Raw genomic sequence first — 20,019 nt, 5'->3', positions numbered from 1 at the left:
AACAAGCCCTTCTTTATTATCAATTAATTGAATAGTAAACCCGCTTATTACAGGCCTGCGATCATATGCTCAATCGCAGCAACGATTTCATCGTCCGAACAATCCATACAGGTGCCTTTGGCTGGCATAGCATTGAAGCCATTAATCGCGTGGTTTTTCAGCACATCTTTACCTTGAGCGATACGCGGTCCCCATTCGGCCGCATTACCAATTTTCGGCGCACCACTCACCCCTGATGCGTGACAAGCAATACAAAAAGTCCCATAAACTTGAGAGCCTTCACGTGGTCCGGTCGGTTCTGCTTTAACTGGCTCACTGCCAGCAAGATAGACATTACCTACGGGTTTGATGCGTTCTGCAATTGCATTTTTTTCGGCATCAGTAGTGGCAAACGCTGCAGTAGAAAATGTTAGAGCAGCGAACAGTACGCTTAAGAGTGATCGAGACATATCCATTAACTCACTTTACATTCCGAAGGTAAGTGCTGCTTACCTATTATTTTTAGAGTGTTTCAATTTAACGGGCGGTAATTGCTGTTAAATCAATGTAAATTTTGGGTGATTATATCCTGAGAAGTTGTTGCAATAAACAACAAGTTGCGATCTTCCGGCGGTGAGTCACATCCTTTATAAGGGAATAGTAGCAAGCATCTGATGAAAAAGGCGTCAAACAGTAAAAAAAGTAAAAAAAGTACTAGACGCCCTAATGTGATATACGTATTATTCCACTCCGCCGATAGGGCATGCGCCCGTAGCTCAGCTGGATAGAGCGTTGGCCTCCGGAGCCAAAGGTCGAAGGTTCAAATCCTTTCGGGCGCGCCATTTCGCCCGGGGAATATCGGTAAAGAATTTCAGTGGTGGCTATAGCTCAGTTGGTAGAGCCCCGGATTGTGATTCCGGTTGTCGTGGGTTCGAGCCCCATTAGCCACCCCATTTACTTAGGTGATATTCAATTATCTCCAGTCTTAAGAGAGACTCTTAAGCAAAACATAGTCGGTGAATAGCGCAGTTTGGTAGCGCATCTGGTTTGGGACCAGAGGGTCGGGGGTTCGAATCCCTCTTCACCGACCACTTATTGAAAGACTAGGCAAGAGCGTAGTCTGAAATAACGGCAGACAAGCGGTTATTACAACTTTCAGTGGTGGCTATAGCTCAGTTGGTAGAGCCCCGGATTGTGATTCCGGTTGTCGTGGGTTCGAGCCCCATTAGCCACCCCATTTATTTCGGTGATATTCAGTTATCCCCAGTCTTAAGGAAGACTCTTAAGCAAAACATAGTCGGTGAATAGCGCAGTTTGGTAGCGCATCTGGTTTGGGACCAGAGGGTCGGGGGTTCGAATCCCTCTTCACCGACCACTCTTCAAAGCCTCAGCAAATGCTGAGGCTTTTTGCATTTTATCTCTTTAAAACTCATGTTTCCTCGCCAAGTTGTCCTGCATTGACACTGTCTACCGATGGCCGCTTTTTCATCATTACGTTATTGGGCATATTTCTCTCTAGTAAATTGCGATCTTACCGACAATTCATCGATATTTCCCCGCTAACACATCTGTTCACGACTATGGTTACTGAAGTGCTCAGTATGGCTCAATGAACTATTTTTATGATTTATCTGAGTTAAATTGGGAGTTTTTTGGTTTTTATGACTGGATAGATGCTTATCATCCAGAGTTTTGCTTTGTTGTTTGCACTCAAAATTTGGCAGTTGTTTCTTTTTTGTTAATTGTTCCATTTTTGCGTGGAGAAAAGTTATGCGTTGGTTGTTTTATCTCCTGTTATGAATCACGTCGTTTACAGTAACAAATACCAATCATACTGAGATTTTTTCAATTTTTTAAAAATGGTAAGACCAATAATATATGTGATTTTTTTGCATATTAAACGATTTGTGGAAATTGTTTCTGGGTTAAGGCGCTTTTTTATCCTCTCTTTGTTGCTTTTGTGTGAAAGATTTGCCAAATTGAGAACCTTATAAATTGTCAGAATATTGTTCTGATTGGAATGGATGCAAAATGTACATCAGTCTCGCCTTGTTCGCTGATGTGCTTCAGACAGGGCAGAATGCTGCCACAGCAGTAGAGGTCTGATGGAATGTCACTTTTAGAAGTCAAAAATCTTAGAATTGAATACCCTTCTCGTCACGGTGTGCACGCGGCGGTGAAATCACTCACCTTAGATATCCAACGTGGTGAAATTGTCGGTGTGGTTGGGGAATCGGGCGCCGGAAAATCGACGGTCGGTAATGCGGTGATTGACCTGCTCAGCCCTCCGGGAACTATTGCGGGCGGTGAGGTGTATTTAAACGGTGAGAAGATCTCTGGTCTTTCTCCGCAAGCGATGCGTGAAGTACGTGGTAGTAAAATTGGCTTTATTTTCCAAGATCCCATGACCTCACTCAACCCGCTGTTTACCGTCGAGCATCAGTTGACCGAAACCATTCATGCCAACATGCAGGTGAGTGCCGAAGAAGCGTATCAACGTGCTTTATCTTTGATGAAGCAAGTCGGTATTCCGCAGCCTGAAAATCGCCTTAAACAGTATCCTCACCAATTTTCTGGTGGCATGCGTCAACGGGTGGTAATTGCGATCGCGTTGGCTGGTGAGCCTGATTTGATCATCGCCGATGAACCTACCACCGCGCTGGATGTGTCGATTCAAGACCAGATCCTGAATCTGATTCGTGAACTGTGTAAGAAGAATAATGTGGGTTGCATGCTGGTCACTCACGATATGGGTGTGGTTTCTAACGTTACTGATCGCGTAGCGGTGATGTACCGTGGTGATTTGGTGGAGTTCGGTCCGACTGCCAAAGTGCTTGGCACACCTGAGCACCCTTACACCCGTAGTTTGATTTCGGCGGTACCGCGTTCTGATCGCAAACTCGACCGTTTCCCTCTGGTGAGCTATATCGAAGAAGCGAAAGAGCTCAAGCCTTTGGATGTGAAAAGCCATTGGTTGGGGCAGAGTCAAGATCACCGCAAATACACAGGGCCGCTGTTAAAAGTCGAAAACGTCAATCTACGTTTTGTGACCAAAGATTCGCTGTTTGAAAGCCGCCGTGAGTATGTGCAAGCGTCGAATAACGTCAGTTTTGAAGTACATGAAGGGGAAACCTTTGGTCTGGTCGGCGAATCGGGTTCAGGTAAATCGACCATTGCGCGCGTGATTGCCGGTTTGTATCAACCCAATGCGGGGCGAGTGACTTTTGAAGGCATCGATTTAACCGCGCTGAAATCGGAGCACGAACGTCGCCCACTGCGTCGTCAAATGCAGATGGTATTCCAAAACCCGTACACCTCGATGAACCCGCGGATGAAGATTTTTGACATCATCGCCGAGCCGATCCGCTTTCATAAATTGACACGTAATGAGAGCGAAACCCGACAAATCGTTAATGATCTGCTCGAGCATGTCGGCTTAGGTAAGATGGCGGGGTTGAAATATCCCCATGAATTTTCAGGTGGTCAGCGTCAACGGATCTCGATTGCGCGCGCACTCGCGACGCGACCACGTCTTTTGATTTGCGATGAACCTACCTCGGCACTGGATGTGTCAGTGCAGGCGCAAATCCTCAATTTGCTGAAAGATCTGCAAGATGAGCTCAATCTCACCATGCTGTTTATTAGCCATGATTTGCCTGTGATCCGCCAGATGTGCGATCGCGTTGGGGTCATGCAGATGGGGACGCTACTGGAAGTGGCACCCACTGAGCAGCTGTTTACCGATCCGCAGCATGAATACAGCAAGAAATTGATTTCCTTAATGCCTGAATTTACAGGCTTACGCGAAAGCACTACGGCAGCATAGCCGTTAACCATGGACCAACTTGGGTTGGCGATTGTTACAAAAGCAAATACAACAAACTAGGGATCTGGATTCCCGCATAAGGAGTTATGCAATGAAAACCATGAAAAACAAACTGGCGTTGGCTTTGATAGCGGCTGGCTTGAGTTTTGGTGCGATGGCAGCGGATATTACCGTGGCTTACGACGCTGACCCGGTCTCAATGGACCCACATGAGCAGCTGTCAGGCGGTACTCTGCAACTGTCGCACATGGTCTTTGATCCACTTATTCGCTTTACACAAAAAATGGAATTTGAACCTCGTCTGGCCGAATCTTGGCAGCGTGTGGATAACGAAACCATGCGTTTCACTTTGCGCAAAGGCGTTAAGTTCCACTCTGGCAATGATTTTACCGCGGATGATGTGGTATGGACGTTCAATCGTTTGAAAGAATCGGCGGATTTTAAAGGGATTTTTGAACCTCTGGTCTCTTTGACTAAGGTGGATGATTACACCATCGAAATCAAAACGGCTGGCACTTACCCGCTGATTGAAAACGTGGCGACCTACATTTTCCCGATGGACAGCAAGTTCTACACCGGCACCACGGCGGATGGTAAAAACAAAGCAGAAATCGTTAAGCACGGTAACTCTTTTGCCTCTGAAAATATCTCTGGTACCGGGCCATTTACGGTGACGGCTCGTGAGCAAGGCGTGAAACTTGAGTTCCAACGCAACCCAAATTACTGGGATAAAGCGTCGAAAGGCAATGTGGACAAACTGACGCTGGCAGTGATTAAAGAAGATGCAACTCGCGTTGCGGCACTGCTGTCTGGCGGTGTGGATATGATTGCACCGGTTTCTCCGAATGATTACCAACGCATCAAAGATGCGAAAGGCGTAGATCTCTTCACTATGCCGGGCACTCGTGTGATTACCTTCCAAATGAACCAAAACAGCAACCCAGCGTTGAAAGATGTGCGTGTGCGTCAAGCGATTGTCTACGCCATCAACAATGAAGGGATTGTGGATAAGGTCATGAAAGGGGCGGCTACCACGGCTGCGCAGCAAAGCCCAGTCGGTTATGCCGGTTACAACGAGAACCTAAAACCACGCTTTGATCTCAACAAAGCGAAAGAGCTGATGAAAGAAGCAGGTTATGAGAAAGGCTTCAACCTGACCATGATCGCGCCAAACAACCGTTACGTGAACGATGAGAAGATCGCGCAAGCAGCATCGGCGATGTTGTCAAAAATCGGGATTAAAGTTGACCTAAAAACCATGCCAAAAGCGCAATACTGGCCTGAGTTTGATAAGTGTGCGGCAGATATGCTGATGATTGGTTGGCACCCAGATACCGAAGACTCAGCAAACTTTACTGAGTTCCTGACCATGACCCGTGATTCAAATACGGGTAAAGGCCAGTACAACTGTGGTTACTACTCGAATGCGGAAGTCGATAAGTTAGTCAATGCCGCGAACGAGGAAACCGATCTAGAAAAACGCAGCACCATGCTGAAGAAAGTGGAAGAGATCCTGTATAACGAAGCGGCGTTTGTGCCTCTTCACTTCCAAGATCCGTCATGGGCCGCGAAAAATACGCTAGATATCGCACCTATCATCAACGGTATGGACTTCCCATACTTTGGCGATCTGGTGGTGAAAGAGTAATCTCGGACCACTCTGCTCTGTAGGCGTTGGTCTACAGAGCTTCTCTTCGGGTACAGGGTTTTGTTTCAGTCGGGCCCCGTACCCTTTTTCAGACTGAAAGGTTTTGGCGCTTCATCGCGCCCACAGATTCACATGGAAAGTTAAGGGGCAAGGAATGTTTTCGTTTCTGGTCAAGCGCCTGTATCAGGCACTGATAGTGATGTTTGTGATCAGTTTGGTAGCGTTTGCCATTCAGGACAACCTGGGTGATCCGCTGCGCGAGCTTGTGGGTCAGTCCGTTTCTGAAGCAGAGCGTCAAGCACTGCGTGACGAATTAGGCCTCAATGATCCCTTCATTATTAAATATTCTCGTTTTGTGACTGCGGCGGTGCAGGGGGATTTAGGGACCTCCTATTTCTTTAAGCGTCCGGCGCTGGAAGTGATCTTCGATAAGCTGGTGGCGACACTGGAGCTGGTGTTTGGTGCCACGTTGATCATCATAGTGTTTTCAATCCCGCTTGGGGTCTATTCGGCGATTCATCCGAAAAGCTTGTTTACCAAGATAGTGATGGCGGGCAGCAGCATCGGCATTTCGATCCCGGTCTTTTTAACCGCGATCATGCTGATGTATGTCTTCTCGATTGAGTTAGGTTGGTTGCCGTCCTATGGTCGTGGCGAAACCGTTAACCTACTGGGCTGGGAGTCCGGCTTCTTTACCCTCGATGGCTTGCGCCATCTGGTATTGCCCTCTATCGCACTGGCTTCCATTATGTTGCCGCTGTTCATCCGCCTCGTGCGCTCGGAAATGCTCGAAGTACTGAGCTCGGAATACATCAAGTTTGCGCAAGCCAAAGGTTTGCCACTCAACAAAATCTATTACCAACATGCGCTGAAAAACACCATGTTGCCAGTATTGACCGTGGGTGGAGTGCAGATTGGTACTATGGTGGCCTACACCATTTTGACTGAAACCGTATTCCAGTGGCCGGGAACGGGCTTCCTGTTTTTAGAGGCGATTAACCGTGTGGATACGCCACTTATCACCGCCTACGTCATCTTTGTTGGGTTGATCTTTGTCGTGACCAACACGATTGTCGACCTCTTGTATGGCCTGATTAACCCGACCGTCAACCTCACTGGCAAAGGAGCTTAACCATGAGTGCAGTATCGATCGCTCCTTCACGTTGGGAGCGCTTTAAGCAGTCCGATTTTCTCTATTATTTCCTGCGCGACAAAGTGGCGATGAGCAGCTTTGCGGTGTTTGTGCTATTTGTCATCGTGGCAATCAGCGCGCCCTTGATTGCGCCCACCAACCCGTACGATCTCTCGTCGATTGATATTATGGATGCAGAGCTTCCACCCTCATGGATGGAAGGGGGCAATGAACACTTTTTGCTGGGCACCGATGAGCAGGGGCGTGACATTTTCTCGACCATTCTGTACGGCTCACGCTTATCACTGACCATCGGCTTTTTGGCGGTGGGCCTACAACTGACACTCGGCATTGTGATTGGTTTGTCGGCAGGCTATTTCGGTGGCCGAATTGATAGCTTTTTAATGCGTTTTGCCGATATTCAGCTCTCATTCTCCACCATGATGGTGGCGATCATTGTGTCGGCGATCTTTAAAGCCAGTTTTGGTGGTGAGTTCTTCAGCCAATATGCGGTGGTGATGTTGGTGGTGATCATCGGTGTGGCGGAATGGCCGCAATACGCGCGTACGGTGCGTGCTTCGGTGCTGGCGGAGAAGAAAAAAGAGTATGTGGAAGCGGCACGCGTGATGGGCTTTAAAGCGCCGCGTATCATGTTCCGCCATATTTTGCCCAACTGTTTATCACCAATCTTGGTGATTTCAACGGTACAGGTGGCAAACGCGATCATGTCAGAGGCGGCACTCTCCTTCCTTGGCTTAGGATTACCGGTCGATCAGCCGTCACTGGGCTCTCTGATCAGTATCGGTTTTACCTACATTTTCTCGGGTGCATGGTGGATAACCGCCTTTCCCGGCATTGTATTGGTATTGCTGGTATTAGTGATTAACTTGCTTGGCGATTGGTTGCGTGATGTGTTTAACCCGAAAATTTACAAAGGGTAAGTAAATCCGATTGATTTGCTTCACAAACTCTCCATAAACTAAGAGCCGTTTTTGAATGCGGCTCTTTTTTTGCATTTATTTTTGCTATACCGGATCCCAATAAGTGTTCGAGGCGAGATAACTTGCCTGATTCGAACCCTGATTTCAGTCACAGAGTATTAAGGAGACAAGCGGATGCCGAAATGGATTCTATGCTGCAACCTGAGTGTGGCTTTACTGTTATTCGCCCCCATTGCTTCAGCCGAGAGTGACTATTTGTGCGATGCGCAGCAGGCGGCGGTTAACCAATTACCTGTGCTGGATGCGGCTTGCCCAATTGGCGATGGCCTGTGGGGCAAAAAGCCCAAACGGGGAGACTCTCTGTTTTGGATCCAGTGTGGCATGTTAAGCAAACCGATGCCGCTCGCCACAGTAAAAACCCTTTATGAACATATCTCGACCGATATTTGGGTCAAACCTGAGCCCAAAGGCGCGCGCTGTTTGATCGGCCCTTATAGCGATTTTGCTCTCGCCAGCAAGGAGCTGAAAAAGGTCAAAAAACTGGCGACCTTTGAGCAAGCATTCATCCGCCAAGTGGTGAAAACCTCTGCGCAGCAGCCGGTGATGAAAGCCAAACCCACAACCGCTGCGGTAGCTCCGGCTGCCAACACTGCGGTATCAGAAGCTTCAGCACCTAAGCCCGCGAGTAAACCGAAAAGCGAAGAAAAATCCGCTCCCACTGTGGTACCCGCCGCCGCGCCAACGAAACCCGTAGCAAAACTGAGCAGCACACCTAAACCTTCGGGAAACAGTGGTTTTGTATTGCGCCAGCAAGTGAAAGTAGGCAGCCAAACCTTTGCTGTGCCGTACAGCGACAATCCGAAAGTGCAGTTTTACATGGAGCATGATCAGGCGTGGAATCGCCTCGACTATGATGCCGCGCAAATTGTATGTAGAGATCTAGGGATGCGTCTCGCTACTGAACAAGAGTGGTCAGCGTTATTAAAATCGAAACAGATGCAGCAATATCAATGGCCTGTGCAATTACCGTATTGGGGAGAAGGGCGTAAAGGGATGTTCACCACTGGCAAAGTCAATGTGTTAAAAGGCTCATCATTGCTCAATGTGGTGTGTGTGAAGTAAAGCTTTTCGGCATGAGTTTCTAAAAAAGAAAAATCGATAAAAAGAAAGCGGCGATGGCCGCTTTCTTTTTGAGCAGAACGGAATCTCGATACCGCTACCGCATCGTGACGAACTCTTCCGAGCCCGTAGGGTGAATCGCGACCACGGAATCGAAATCGGCTTTGGTTGCGCCCATTTTCATTGCGACACCAAAACCTTGGATCATTTCATCAACCGCAAAACCGATGCCGTGTAGACCAACCACGGTTTCTTCAGGGCCAGCGCAAACCAGCTTCATTTTACATGGCTGACGGTGAGAGGTGACGGCGGTGTACATAGCGGTGAAGCTTGATTTGTACACTTTCACGTTCTCTGCGCCGTACTGAGCAATCGCTTGTGGCTCAGTGAGGCCAATCGTGCCGATCGGTGGGTGGCTAAACACCACGGTTGGCACTAACTGGTAATCCATCTTGGCGTTCAGTTTGTTGTTAAACAGGCGCTCAGAGAGTTGGCGACCTGCTTTTACGGCAACAGGAGTCAGCTCAATGCCGCCTTCCATGATGTCACCTACACAGTAAATGCCTGCAACGTTAGTGTTTTGGAACTCATCGACCTTGATGTAGCCTTGCTCATTGGTTGCAACACCCGTTGCCGCTAGGTTGATGGCATCGGTGGCTGGGTGGCGACCGATCGCCCAAATCAGGGTATCCACGTTGTACGTCTGACCATTTTCCAGATGCAGCGTCAGGCTACCATCGGCTTCTTTCACCACTTGTTTTGGCACGCTATGGGTGTGCAACTGTGGCCCTTCGCTGTTCATCACTTCCACTAAGGTTTCGATGATCATGGGGTCGAAACTACGCAGTGGAGACTCTTTGCGGCAGAACAGGTGGGTTTCTGTACCTAGCGCATTCAGCACGCCGGCGATTTCTACTGCGATGTAACCAGCACCGATCACCGCAACGCGTTTTGGCTGCTCGCTCAGCTCAAAAAAGCCGTTCGAGTCGATGCCGTATTCTGCGCCTGGAATATTTGGAATGCTTGGGCGACCACCTACGGCAATCAGAATATGGTCAGCCGTGTAAAGTTCGCCGTTCACTTCGACGGTTTTCGCATCCACAAACTTAGCGAAGCCCTTAATCACGTGAACTTTGTTGTTGCCCAGAACACGATCGTAAGATTGATGGATGCGGCCAATGTAGGCTTGACGGCTTTCCACCAGCTTTGCCCAGTTGAAGTTTTTCACATCGACATCAAAGCCGTAATCTTCTGCATAAAGGTGCATCGCTTCTGCGATTTGCGCGCCGTGCCACATCACCTTTTTCGGTACACAGCCAACGTTGACACAAGTGCCGCCGAGATCTTTGGCTTCGATGAGAGCGACTTTCGCGCCGTACATCGCCGCGCGGTTAGCGGAAGCGATACCACCGCTGCCACCACCAATGCACAGGTAGTCAAAATGTGTTGCCATTACTTTCTCCAATTATGTCTGGCGAAGATGCTCTTCGCTCTTTTCTTGTATTCCTTATATCAGGGCGAGGGCGTCACAATCCACCCGCCTTGATGAAAAAACAGCTTATTCCGGTACCACCCACTCGACTTTATAGTGTCCAGTAGCGGGGGCAATCGCCTGTTTGAGGAAAGGCAAAATGGTCTGCATCTGGCTTTCCAGCGTCCACGGCGGGTTAATCACTATCATGCCCGAAGCGGTCATGCCGCGCTCATTGGTATCTGGCGCGACACCGAGTTCAATTTGTAAGATTTTACGGATCTCTAAGCCTTGCAAGCCTTCTAACATGTCATCGATATCGCAGCGATTGACCACTGGATACCAAATCGCATAAATACCCGTTGCCCAGCGTTTGTAACTCTGAGCGATAGCGCGCACCACATCGCGGTACTCTTTAGCCAGCTCATAAGGCGGGTCAATCAGCACTAAACCGCGGCGTTCTTGCGGCGGCAAACTGGCTTTCAGGCGTGCGAAGCCATCTTCTTTATAGATAGAGACTTGGCGATCGCGGTGAAACTCTTGCTCCAGCAATGGGTAATCGCTTGGATGCAGCTCAGTCAGTACCATGCGATCCTGTTCACGCAGATGGGCGCGGGCGACTCGAGGTGAACCCGGGTAGTAACGCAGCGTTTCCCCTTGATTGAGCTGGCGAATCGCATCCAGATAGCTATCGAGCTCCGCCGGAATGTTGTCTTGTTGCCAAACGCGGGCAATGCCTTGCTTGTATTCGCCGGTTTTTTCCGACCACTCATGGGTCAGATCGTAACGACCCACACCAGAGTGAGTATCATGGTAGACAAAAGGTTTCTCTTTTTGTTGCAGAGAATTGAGGATCAGGCTCTGTACGATGTGCTTGAGCACATCTGCATGATTGCCTGCGTGGAAACTGTGTCGGTAACTTAACAAAATAGACTCTCAAACCCGCTTGAGGGGCGCTGTACTGACCGCTGATTGACTTACGTCCAGTAATAGAAACAAAAATATTGGCTCGATTATATACCGATTTTACGTGCAGCGCGCAGCGTAACGGCGTGGTTTTTTAGGCGGCTTAAGGCGTGAGTGAGTCGTATTTTGCAAAGCTTTTCCTTGGATCAGCTATTGAAAAATCGTTCTGCTACCTATATTTACTTATACAACTCACAGGTCAAAATTCGGCCTGTCTCTATGCTGAAAAGGAATCTTTTTATGTCAAACCCACTTCTTACCTTTACGGATCTGCCGCCGTTTTCTGCGATTAAACCGGAGCACGTAAAGCCAGCGGTTGAGCAGGCGATAGCGGATTGTCGCCACACCATAGATAAGGTTTTAGCCGAAAATCCACAACCGAGCTGGGAAAGTGTGATTGCGCCGATTGAAGAGGTCGATGATCGCTTAAGTCGTATCTGGTCACCGGTCAGCCATATGAATTCGGTGGTGAACAGTGATGAGCTGCGTGAAGCCTACGAAAGCTGCTTACCGCTGTTGTCTGAGTACAGCACTTGGGTTGGCCAGCATAAAGGGCTGTTTGAAGCCTACAAAACCATTAAAGAGAGCGCGGAGTTTGCCAAGCTCGATCGCGCGCAGCAAAAAACCATCAGCGACAGTCTGCGTGATTTTGAATTGTCAGGCATCGGCTTGCCACTGCAAGAGCAAAAGCGCTATGGCGAAATCAGTAAGCGTATGTCTGAGCTTGGCTCTAAGTTCTCCAACAACGTGCTGGATGCCACTATGGGGTGGACCAAGCAGATCACCGATGTAAACCTGCTCGCGGGCATGCCGGAATCGGCACTGGCGGCGGCACAAGCAGCAGCCGAAGCCAAAGGTTTAGAGGGGTATCTGCTGACCTTGGATATTCCGTCTTATCTACCAGTGATGACTTACTGTGATAACCAAGCACTGCGCAAAGAAGTGTATGAAGCGTATGTCACGCGTGCTTCGGATCGCGGCCCGAATGCGGGTAAATGGGATAACAGTGAAATCATCGCTGAGCAGCTCAAACTGCGCCATGAGATTGCGCGTATGCTCGGCTTTAGCACTTACAGCGAAAAATCGCTGGCGACCAAAATGGCGCAAACCACTGACCAAGTGCTTGGTTTCTTAAATGATCTCGCCAGCAAAGCCAAACCACAAGGTGAGCGTGAAGTGGAAGAGCTGCGCCAATTTGCCGAAAGTGAGTTTGGCGTCAAGCAGCTTGAGCTGTGGGATATTGCTTACTACAGCGAAAAGCAAAAGCAGCATCTGTTTGAAATCTCCGATGAAGAGCTGCGCCCTTACTTCCCAGAACAAAAAGTGGTGAATGGCCTGTTTGAAGTGCTGAGCCGTTTGTTTGGCATGCAAGTCAAAGAGCGCCAAGGGGTAGATGTATGGCACGAATCGGTGCGCTTTTTTGATATTTTTGATGCGCAAGGAACGCTGCGTGGCAGCTTCTATCTCGACCTGTATGCGCGTGAACACAAACGCGGTGGCGCGTGGATGGATGAGTGTCGTGTACGTCGCACTACCGACAGTGGCGCACTGCAAACACCAGTGGCTTACCTGACGTGTAACTTCAACCGCCCAGTCGGCGATAAGCCTGCGCTGTTTACCCACGACGAAGTGACCACCCTGTTCCACGAATTTGGTCACGGCATTCACCATATGCTGACTCAAGTGGAAGTGGGCGCGGTATCCGGCATCAATGGTGTGCCTTGGGATGCAGTCGAGCTGCCAAGCCAATTCTTGGAAAACTGGTGCTGGCAAGAAGAGGCGCTGGCGTTCATTTCTGGTCATTACCAAACCGGTGAGCCACTGCCGAAAGCCATGCTCGATAAAATGCTGGCGGCGAAAAACTTCCAATCGGCGATGTTTATTCTGCGTCAGTTGGAGTTCGGATTGTTCGACTTCACGCTGCACACCACTTACGACCCAGAAGTGGGGCCAAAAGTGCTGGAAACCTTGGCGGAAGTGAAAAAGAAAGTGGCGGTGCTGCCGGGCTTGGAGTGGAACCGCTTCTCGCACAGCTTTAGCCATATCTTTGCGGGTGGCTACAGCGCCGGTTACTACAGCTACTTGTGGGCAGAAGTGCTTTCGGCGGATGCGTTCTCACGCTTTGAAGAAGAAGGTATTTTCAACCGTGAGACTGGCCAAAGCTTCCTCAACAACATCCTTGAGATGGGTGGCAGCGAAGAGCCGATGGAGCTGTTTAAGCGCTTCCGTGGCCGCGAACCACAAATTGATGCTCTGTTGCGTCATGCCGGAATCGCCGCGTAATCGATAGTACTTTCAGCCCACCTCGTGTGGGCTGAAATTTTTCCGGCCACCGCTGCGCCCATTCAAGACGTTTGGGTATCTGCAACACTTGGGGTTATAATCGCCGCCATTATGTATAAATAACCAGTGGCGAAGTCATGATCGATCCCTCTCTATTGCTCGACGGTCTCAACGATAAACAACGCGAAGCGGTGGCAGCGCCACTGGAAAATCTACTGATTTTGGCCGGTGCCGGCAGTGGTAAAACCCGTGTGCTGGTGCACCGGATTGCGTGGCTGATGTCGGTGGAAGAAGCCTCGCCGTTTTCGGTGATGGCGGTGACCTTTACCAACAAAGCCGCAGCCGAAATGCGTGGCCGAATTGAAGAGCTGATGCATGGCACCGCCTCTGGTATGTGGTGCGGTACTTTCCACGGTATTTGCCACCGCATTCTGCGCGCCCATTATCTCGACGCTAAGCTGCTGGAAGATTTTCAGATCATCGACAGTGACGATCAGCAGCGTCTGCTCAAACGCCTCATCAAAGCGCACAATCTGGATGATAAACAGTGGCCGGCGCGCCAAGTCGCGTGGTGGATCAACAATCAAAAAGATGAAGGGTTGCGCCCGGCGCACATCAACGCCTTTGATCCGGTTACTCAAACCTATCTCAAGCTGTACACCGCTTACCAAGAAGCGTGCGATCGCGCGGGCTTGGTCGATTTCGCCGAAATTTTGCTGCGCGCCCTAGAGCTTCTGCGTGGTAATCAGCACATTCGCGAGCATTATCAGGCGCGCTTTAAGCACATTTTGGTCGATGAATTCCAAGACACCAACGCGATTCAGTACGCGTGGCTGCGTATGATGGCGGGTGCTCAGTCGAATGTGATGATCGTGGGTGATGATGACCAATCGATATACGGCTGGCGTGGCGCGCGAGTGGAAAACATCGAAAAATTTACCCGCGAATTTCCGAGCGTGAATACCATTCGACTGGAGCAAAACTACCGCTCCACCAAGACCATTTTGGAAGCCTCAAACACACTGATCGCCAATAACAGCGAGCGGATGGGTAAGCAGTTGTGGACTGAGGGCTTGGTTGGCGAACCTATTTCAGTGTACTCGGCGTATAACGAGCTCGATGAAGCGCGCTTTGTGGTCAGCAAAATCAAAGGCTGGCAGGAGCAAGGCGGCACACTGACCGATTGTGCGATCTTGTATCGTAACAACGCCCAGTCACGGGTACTGGAAGAGGCGTTATTGCAAGCGAGTTTGGCCTACCGCATTTATGGCGGGATGCGCTTTTTCGAACGCCAAGAGATCAAAGATGCGCTGAGTTATCTGCGTTTGATTAATAACCGTAATGACGACACCGCCTTTGAGCGAGTGATTAATACGCCGCCGCGCGGTTTGGGTGATAAAACCCTAGAGACCATTCGCTTTGCCGCGCGCGATCGTGGCTGCACCTTGTGGGATGCCAGTGTCGGTCTGCTCAATGACCAAGTCTTAACTGGGCGTGCAGCTAGCGCGCTGAGCCGCTTTGTTGAACTGATCAATGCCTTGGAAGAGGAAGGCATCGACATGCCGCTGCACGTGCTGACTGACCATGCGGTAAAAACCTCTGGTCTGCTGGAGATGTATCAGCAAGAAAAAGGCGAAAAATCCAAAGCGCGGATTGAAAACTTGGAAGAGCTGGTCACGGCGACGCGCCAGTTTGAAAAGCCAGAAGAAGCGCAAGAGATGACCATGCTGACCGCGTTTTTGACCCATGCGGCACTGGAAGCCGGTGAAGGCCAAGCCGATGAGCATGATGATGCGGTACAGCTGATGACCTTGCACAGTGCCAAAGGATTAGAGTTTCCGCTGGTGTTTATGGTCGGCGTGGAAGAGGGCATGTTCCCGAGCCAAATGTCTGCCGAAGAGGCGGGGCGTCTCGAAGAGGAGCGTCGCCTGTGTTACGTCGGTATGACCCGCGCGATGCAAAAGCTCTACATCACCTACGCGGAAATGCGCCGCTTGTACGGGCAAGATAAGTATCACAAACCCTCACGCTTTATTCGTGAACTGCCAGAAGGCTGTTTGGATGAAGTGCGCATGAAGGCGCAAGTCAGCCGTCCAACCAGTACAGGGCGCTTTAGCCAAACCGTAGTCAAAGAAAGCTTTAACGAAACCGGTTTTAATTTGGGCTCACGAGTCCGTCACCCGAAATTTGGTGAAGGCACCATCATTAACTTTGAAGGCAGTGGCCCGCAAAGCCGAGTGCAAGTGGCGTTTAATGGCGAAGGTATTAAGTGGTTAGTCACGGCTTACGCGAGATTAGAGAAGGTGTAGATAGAATAGGGCGGCGACGTGGCTCCCCATTTTAGGGGGAGGTCGGGAAGAAATTGCCAAATTGCCCCTAGATACAAAGTAACGATTAACGTTTCTGTTGAGGAGTTAAGTGGTGATGACTTTTCGGGAGAAAAAAGAAAACCCCGGGGGCAAGCCCACCGGGGTTAGAGTCTTACTCGCAGCATTCCAGCTACTAAAAGGTGCTCCCTGCATCTAATCCTTGATAGTACGCTGCAATCCGTCAGCTCAATCCTTGCATCGCCATCCTAGCGGTGTCCTGTGTTTTCCATTACAACTCACAATCCTAGCGAGTTCACATCACTTGTTCCCTGAGCGGTGTCCCTGCCATCATCCTGATGTTCAGTCCTTGCCTCGTCCAGAGGTGTCCATTTCCCATCCTTGTCGTTACCATCCTAGCAACGATTGCGTCCGTTCAATGTCCAATTACGCTTTCCTTGCCGAGCATTCATCCTGAATGTTCGCTTCTTCTTCCTGAAGATCACCAATCCTTGGTGCTTTCCTGTTCCGTGTCAGTATCCTTCCGACGAGATTCATCTTACTGAGCTGAGCTTTCTGAACAAGCAAAGCGAAGCGATTTCTTGATGTTCGAAATAATGAAATTTTTAACATTTTATTTAAAAACAATTATTTAAGTTGTTTTTGTCAGTGTTTTTTATCGCAGAAAGCGAATTTGTCCTACCGCTTTGTAAGAGATCTCGCACAGCATGATCGGCCAAAGTCGGATCATAGCCATCCGAAGGTTTGTGCTATAGCGCGGCTTGCTTGCCATAAAATCACGCCACCGGCCAAGATAAACACCGCAGCGCATATGCCATCGACGGATCGCGTAATGCGCTGCATGCGTTGTTGCATGGCTGACGTGGTAAGTAGCCAAGCTAAACAGGAGAACCAAGTTAGGGATAAACCAACCAAAATCGCAGCGGCACTCACTTTACCAGACACGGACATGCTGGCTGGGATCAGGCTAGATAACAGGCTGACAAAAAACACGAGAGCTTTGGGATTCAAGAGATTGGTCATCATGCCTTTTGTGAAGGCTTGACGGCGGTTGCCGAGAATGGAGGGCGCAGGGCTGTGCGTCGGTGTGCTGGCGTTTTTTTGCGCCATCACTGATTGCAAAGCGCCGACCCCCAGATAAAGCAAGTAGCTGCCGCCAGCCAGTTGTAACAGGTTAAACAGCATTGGCTGCTGTTTGACTAAGTAGCTAATGCCGGTCAGGCTCAAAATCAAATGGACTAAAATGCCGCACGACAAACCTAACGCGATCATTACGCCAGTTTTACGCCCGTGCTGTGTGGCGTTTTGCACCACTAAGGCGACATCAGGACCTGGGCTTAATAAGGCAATAAAATGCACACCGGCTAAGGTGGCTAAAATGGACATTTCGTTCATGCTTTCTCCTCACATTATTCACGGAGTATGCCGCGGGGCGAGCGCGAGGAGCTTGTAAATTTTTGACAGCGTGGTTAAGAAAAGCGAGTGATCAAAGAAGGCGAAAGGCCATAAGTGGCTTTGAAGGCTTTACTGAAATGGGCCTGATCATAAAAGCCGACCTGATACGCGACATCTGTGCCTGGTTTGCCATTTTGCAGCAGTTTCATTGCTTGCTCTAGGCGTAGCCGTCGTAACCAAGCGTAAGGCGTGAGCCCCGTTTGCGCTTTAAAATGGCGCTGAAATTGAGTTGGGGAGAGTTGGCACAGTTGCGCTAACTGTTCGAGCCGGATCGGTTGGTCAAGCTGGCTGAGTACCCACTCTTTGAGTAGGGCGAGATTGTGTTGGCCAAGCGGTTTGACGGTGGGTTGTTTTAGGTAGCTATAACGCTCAAGCAGCGGAGCAAAGCCTTGATAAGGTAAGCAATCTTTGGCGAGCTGGCTGAGGTTGTCCTGTCGCAGCAAATGGTGAAGTTGCTGCAAGGAGTGAAATAGGGTCGGGTCTTGTACAATCAACTGCTCAAAGCCGATCACTTGCTCAATCTGGTTGGCTTCGAGCGTCTGCTGTAACCATTCAGGTTCAATGGAGAATACTTGTACTTGATAGCCCGTATTACTGTGCGCGTGGCCATCATGCAATTCATCGGGTGACATCAGTACCACACCTCCTTGTCCCACTTGATGCCAAGCCCCTTGGTGATAAAAACGTTGTACACCTTGGGTGATGAGACCGATATGGATATCCAGATGATAGTGACGCTCAAACGCAAACTGGCGATAGTCGGCTTCAATCAGACTGATCGCGGGGTAAGCGCTGGGGCGATAATTCACTGTATCCATAGGGACCAAAAAGTAGGCTAAGTTGCCAAAATCTTAAGCGGTGAGTCAGAGCTTGTCTTGTAAAAAATGATCAGTGCCTCTGCGCGTGGGTGGGAAAAATGAGGTACGAGTAAAAAGTGATGGACAGACTCTGCCCATCACTTTTTGAGTTAACGCTTACTCGCCGATGGCGACGCCTTCACGGCGAGGGTCAGCGGCTCCCTCAAGACCTTGCGCGGTAATACGAATGGCGTGCAGACCTGAGTTGAGCTCTTTGATCCCTACTTTCGCTCCCAAGCTTTCCAGCGCGGGCTTGAACTGCTCGGCGGAGGTGCCTTGTTCTAGCTCGATTTCGCCAAAACGATTCAGCACATGCGGTTGATTGATCGCGGCTTGAATGTCCATATCCCACTGAATGTGCGCAATCAGTGCTTGCGCCACATAGCCAATAATTCGGCTGCCACCGGGTGAGCCAATCGCCAGATAGGGTTGGTTATCCTGCAAGACAATGGTCGGTGCCATCGATGAGCGTGGGCGTTTGCCCGGCTCTAGGCGATTGGCAATCGGGCGGCCTTCACTTTGCGTGGCAAACGAAAAATCGGTCAGTTCGTTGTTGAGTAAAAAGCCGCGCACCAACAAGCGTGAGCCGAACGCGTTTTCGATCGAGGTGGTGAAGGAAACCACGTTGCCTTCACGGTCAACAATGTTGAAGTGGCTGGTGGAGGGCAGTTCTATCGACTGATCGGGGCTGCGTAGCTGCGCATGATGCCAAGGCGGATTGCCTGCTGGCGCACTGGTCAGCGCTTTGCCGGGTTGGATGAGTTTAGCGCGCTCGGCCAGATAGGTTTTATCCAATAAGCCTTGGGTCGGAACGGGCACATAATCTTGATCGGCCATGTACAAGCCGCGATCGGCAAACGCCAGCTGTGAGGCATCACCCAATACTTGCCATGATTTCACATCCTGCGCGCCCCAACCTTTGAGATCGTATTGTTCGGTGAGGGCGAGAATTTGTCCCACCGTCAGGCCACCTGAGCTGGGTAACCCCATGCCGCAGACTTGATAGCTTTGATAAGCGGCACACACGGGCGCACGCTGTTTGACTTGGTACGTATCAAAATCTTGCTGAGCGAGCACACCGGGATTGCCCGGCGCATTTTGCACCGTGGCGATGATGTCTTTGGCAATATCCCCTTGATAGAAAGCCGCCGCACCTTGCTGTGCAATGGCTTTGAGCGTGGCAGCGTAGTCAGGGTTTTTCAGTAAAGTGCCAGCTTTGAGGGGTTCACCTTGTGCATCAAAGAAATAGGCTTTGGTGGCAGGAAAACGGCCTAAACGCTCTTTATCTTCTGCAATAAGTGCTGCGAGGCGAGGACTTACCTCAAAGCCTTGCTCGGCGAGTTTGGCGACAGGTTCAATCAAGCGCGCCCATTCCAGCTTGCCGTATTGGCGATGGGTTTCCCACAGCAGTTTGACCGTGCCGGGAGTACCAACCGAGCGACCGCCGACCACGGCATCGTAAAATTTCATTGGCTGACCTGTACTATCTAAAAACAGTTCAGGTGTGGCGTTGAGTGGCGCGGTTTCGCGGCCATCGAACGTAGTGAGCGCTTTTTTCTTGGCATCCCAGTAGACCAAAAACGATCCACCGCCAATGCCGGATGATTGAGGCTCAACTAGGCCCAGCATCAGTTGTGTCGTCACCATGGCATCTATCGCGTTGCCGCCTTGGCGTAAAATCGAAGCCCCTGCTTCGCTCGCCAGTGGGTTAGCCGCCGTGACCATCCAGTTTTTGGCTTTGACTAACGATTTGTGCTCAAAGCCAGTGGCTTGTTCTGGCGCAACCGCATCGGTGGCTTGATTCAGGGTAGCTTGTGCAGCCATCGCAAACATCAGCGCAGGAAGCGCCAAGGGGGTATGAGTCCAATTCATGCCCATCTCCATTTTCGTTGTTATGAAGAGGTCATGTTAACGTTGGGTTAAAGTTTTGTTCTAGCGGCTTGTTGGCTAAATCGATGATTTATGCAGCAATGTCTCAGGATTGAACGAGTTAGACGAGGTGGAATAGGGAGGTA

General features: G+C 50.0%; 14 protein-coding genes and 5 tRNA genes. 12 read left to right on the top strand and 7 right to left on the bottom strand.

The window, feature by feature from the left end:
* Positions 1-47: 47 nt before the first annotated feature.
* The gene (locus tag F0316_RS13330; RefSeq protein WP_032479007.1) at positions 48-455 is read right to left on the bottom strand and encodes a c-type cytochrome; all 408 of its coding nucleotides are present in this window, start codon (positions 453-455) and stop codon (positions 48-50) included.
* Between the two features lie 289 nt (positions 456-744).
* Here F0316_RS13330 and F0316_RS13325 point away from each other — a divergent pair.
* The 5 genes from F0316_RS13325 (at position 745) to F0316_RS13305 (ending at position 1,354) form a co-directional block, all read left to right on the top strand.
* Positions 745-821: transfer RNA gene (locus F0316_RS13325), tRNA-Arg, on the top strand.
* A 35-nt stretch (positions 822-856) separates the two neighbouring features.
* Positions 857-932 (top strand) — tRNA-His (locus F0316_RS13320).
* Positions 933-993: 61 nt separating this feature from the next.
* A tRNA-Pro gene (locus tag F0316_RS13315) sits at positions 994-1,070 on the top strand.
* A 70-nt stretch (positions 1,071-1,140) separates the two neighbouring features.
* Positions 1,141-1,216 (top strand) — tRNA-His (locus tag F0316_RS13310).
* A gap of 61 nt (positions 1,217-1,277) precedes the next feature.
* Positions 1,278-1,354: transfer RNA gene (locus F0316_RS13305), tRNA-Pro, on the top strand.
* Between the two features lie 184 nt (positions 1,355-1,538).
* Here F0316_RS13305 and F0316_RS20340 read toward each other — a convergent pair.
* Complete coding sequence (locus tag F0316_RS20340) at positions 1,539-1,730, bottom strand: TetR family transcriptional regulator (protein WP_312845417.1); 192 nt, start codon at positions 1,728-1,730, stop codon at positions 1,539-1,541.
* Between the two features lie 359 nt (positions 1,731-2,089).
* On the opposite strand from F0316_RS20340, the gene F0316_RS13290 reads away from it, so the two are divergent.
* The 5 genes from F0316_RS13290 to F0316_RS13270 all read left to right on the top strand — a co-directional run bounded on the left by F0316_RS13290 (position 2,090) and on the right by F0316_RS13270 (position 8,648).
* The gene (locus F0316_RS13290; protein ID WP_000054467.1) at positions 2,090-3,805 is read left to right on the top strand and encodes a dipeptide ABC transporter ATP-binding protein; all 1,716 of its coding nucleotides are present in this window, start codon (positions 2,090-2,092) and stop codon (positions 3,803-3,805) included.
* Between the two features lie 91 nt (positions 3,806-3,896).
* Positions 3,897-5,453, top strand: a complete 1,557-nt coding sequence (locus F0316_RS13285; RefSeq protein ID WP_000855615.1) for an ABC transporter substrate-binding protein — start codon at positions 3,897-3,899, stop codon at positions 5,451-5,453.
* Between the two features lie 154 nt (positions 5,454-5,607).
* Positions 5,608-6,585 (top strand): ABC transporter permease, encoded by a 978-nt coding sequence (locus F0316_RS13280; RefSeq protein WP_000490818.1) that lies wholly within the window; start codon positions 5,608-5,610, stop codon positions 6,583-6,585.
* A gap of 2 nt (positions 6,586-6,587) precedes the next feature.
* The gene (locus F0316_RS13275; RefSeq protein ID WP_001277181.1) at positions 6,588-7,526 is read left to right on the top strand and encodes an ABC transporter permease; all 939 of its coding nucleotides are present in this window, start codon (positions 6,588-6,590) and stop codon (positions 7,524-7,526) included.
* Positions 7,527-7,700: 174 nt separating this feature from the next.
* A complete protein-coding gene (locus F0316_RS13270) occupies positions 7,701-8,648 on the top strand; it encodes an SPOR domain-containing protein (RefSeq protein WP_149560546.1) in 948 nt (315 codons plus the stop codon).
* 94 nt (positions 8,649-8,742) lie between these two features.
* On the opposite strand, the gene gorA is transcribed toward F0316_RS13270, so the two are convergent.
* Complete coding sequence (gorA, locus tag F0316_RS13265; RefSeq protein ID WP_000190697.1) at positions 8,743-10,098, bottom strand: glutathione-disulfide reductase; 1,356 nt, start codon at positions 10,096-10,098, stop codon at positions 8,743-8,745.
* A gap of 105 nt (positions 10,099-10,203) precedes the next feature.
* Complete coding sequence (locus tag F0316_RS13260; RefSeq protein ID WP_000954223.1) at positions 10,204-11,043, bottom strand: 23S rRNA (adenine(2030)-N(6))-methyltransferase RlmJ; 840 nt, start codon at positions 11,041-11,043, stop codon at positions 10,204-10,206.
* A 279-nt stretch (positions 11,044-11,322) separates the two neighbouring features.
* On the opposite strand from F0316_RS13260, the gene prlC reads away from it, so the two are divergent.
* The gene (gene prlC, locus F0316_RS13255; RefSeq protein ID WP_000070215.1) at positions 11,323-13,365 is read left to right on the top strand and encodes an oligopeptidase A; all 2,043 of its coding nucleotides are present in this window, start codon (positions 11,323-11,325) and stop codon (positions 13,363-13,365) included.
* 137 nt (positions 13,366-13,502) lie between these two features.
* Positions 13,503-15,674 carry a DNA helicase II gene (gene uvrD / locus F0316_RS13250; protein ID WP_000566888.1) on the top strand — a complete coding sequence of 724 codons (2,172 nt, stop codon included), beginning with the start codon at positions 13,503-13,505 and terminating at the stop codon, positions 15,672-15,674.
* Between the two features lie 744 nt (positions 15,675-16,418).
* Here uvrD and F0316_RS13235 read toward each other — a convergent pair.
* From F0316_RS13235 to ggt, 3 genes are all read right to left on the bottom strand, one after another.
* Positions 16,419-17,087, bottom strand: coding sequence for a LysE family translocator (locus F0316_RS13235; RefSeq protein ID WP_148526383.1), 669 nt, complete (start codon positions 17,085-17,087; stop codon positions 16,419-16,421).
* Between the two features lie 74 nt (positions 17,088-17,161).
* Entirely contained in the window at positions 17,162-17,965 is an 804-nt protein-coding gene (locus F0316_RS13230; RefSeq protein WP_172626032.1) for an AraC family transcriptional regulator, read from the bottom strand.
* 156 nt (positions 17,966-18,121) lie between these two features.
* Positions 18,122-19,876, bottom strand: a complete 1,755-nt coding sequence (gene ggt / locus F0316_RS13225) for a gamma-glutamyltransferase (protein ID WP_172626031.1) — start codon at positions 19,874-19,876, stop codon at positions 18,122-18,124.
* Between the last annotated feature and the right edge of the window lie 143 nt (positions 19,877-20,019).

Source organism: Vibrio cholerae (assembly GCF_008369605.1).
Lineage (GTDB): Bacteria > Pseudomonadota > Gammaproteobacteria > Enterobacterales > Vibrionaceae > Vibrio > Vibrio cholerae.
This window is presented reverse-complemented; position numbering and strand designations above follow the sequence as displayed.

Excerpts from the sequence above, each read along its gene's own strand:
- F0316_RS13330 (WP_032479007.1), bottom strand. The coding sequence starts at position 455 with ATGGATATGTCTCGATCACTCTTAAGCGTACTGTTCGCTGCTCTAACA.
- F0316_RS20340 (WP_312845417.1), bottom strand. The coding sequence starts at position 1,730 with ATGGAACAATTAACAAAAAAGAAACAACTGCCAAATTTTGAGTGCAAA.
- F0316_RS13290 (WP_000054467.1), top strand. The coding sequence starts at position 2,090 with ATGTCACTTTTAGAAGTCAAAAATCTTAGAATTGAATACCCTTCTCGT.
- F0316_RS13285 (WP_000855615.1), top strand. The coding sequence starts at position 3,897 with ATGAAAACCATGAAAAACAAACTGGCGTTGGCTTTGATAGCGGCTGGC.
- F0316_RS13280 (WP_000490818.1), top strand. The coding sequence starts at position 5,608 with ATGTTTTCGTTTCTGGTCAAGCGCCTGTATCAGGCACTGATAGTGATG.
- F0316_RS13275 (WP_001277181.1), top strand. The coding sequence starts at position 6,588 with ATGAGTGCAGTATCGATCGCTCCTTCACGTTGGGAGCGCTTTAAGCAG.
- F0316_RS13270 (WP_149560546.1), top strand. The coding sequence starts at position 7,701 with ATGCCGAAATGGATTCTATGCTGCAACCTGAGTGTGGCTTTACTGTTA.
- gorA (WP_000190697.1), bottom strand. The coding sequence starts at position 10,098 with ATGGCAACACATTTTGACTACCTGTGCATTGGTGGTGGCAGCGGTGGT.
- prlC (WP_000070215.1), top strand. The coding sequence starts at position 11,323 with ATGTCAAACCCACTTCTTACCTTTACGGATCTGCCGCCGTTTTCTGCG.
- uvrD (WP_000566888.1), top strand. The coding sequence starts at position 13,503 with ATGATCGATCCCTCTCTATTGCTCGACGGTCTCAACGATAAACAACGC.
- F0316_RS13235 (WP_148526383.1), bottom strand. The coding sequence starts at position 17,087 with ATGAACGAAATGTCCATTTTAGCCACCTTAGCCGGTGTGCATTTTATT.
- F0316_RS13230 (WP_172626032.1), bottom strand. The coding sequence starts at position 17,965 with ATGGATACAGTGAATTATCGCCCCAGCGCTTACCCCGCGATCAGTCTG.
- ggt (WP_172626031.1), bottom strand. The coding sequence starts at position 19,876 with ATGAATTGGACTCATACCCCCTTGGCGCTTCCTGCGCTGATGTTTGCG.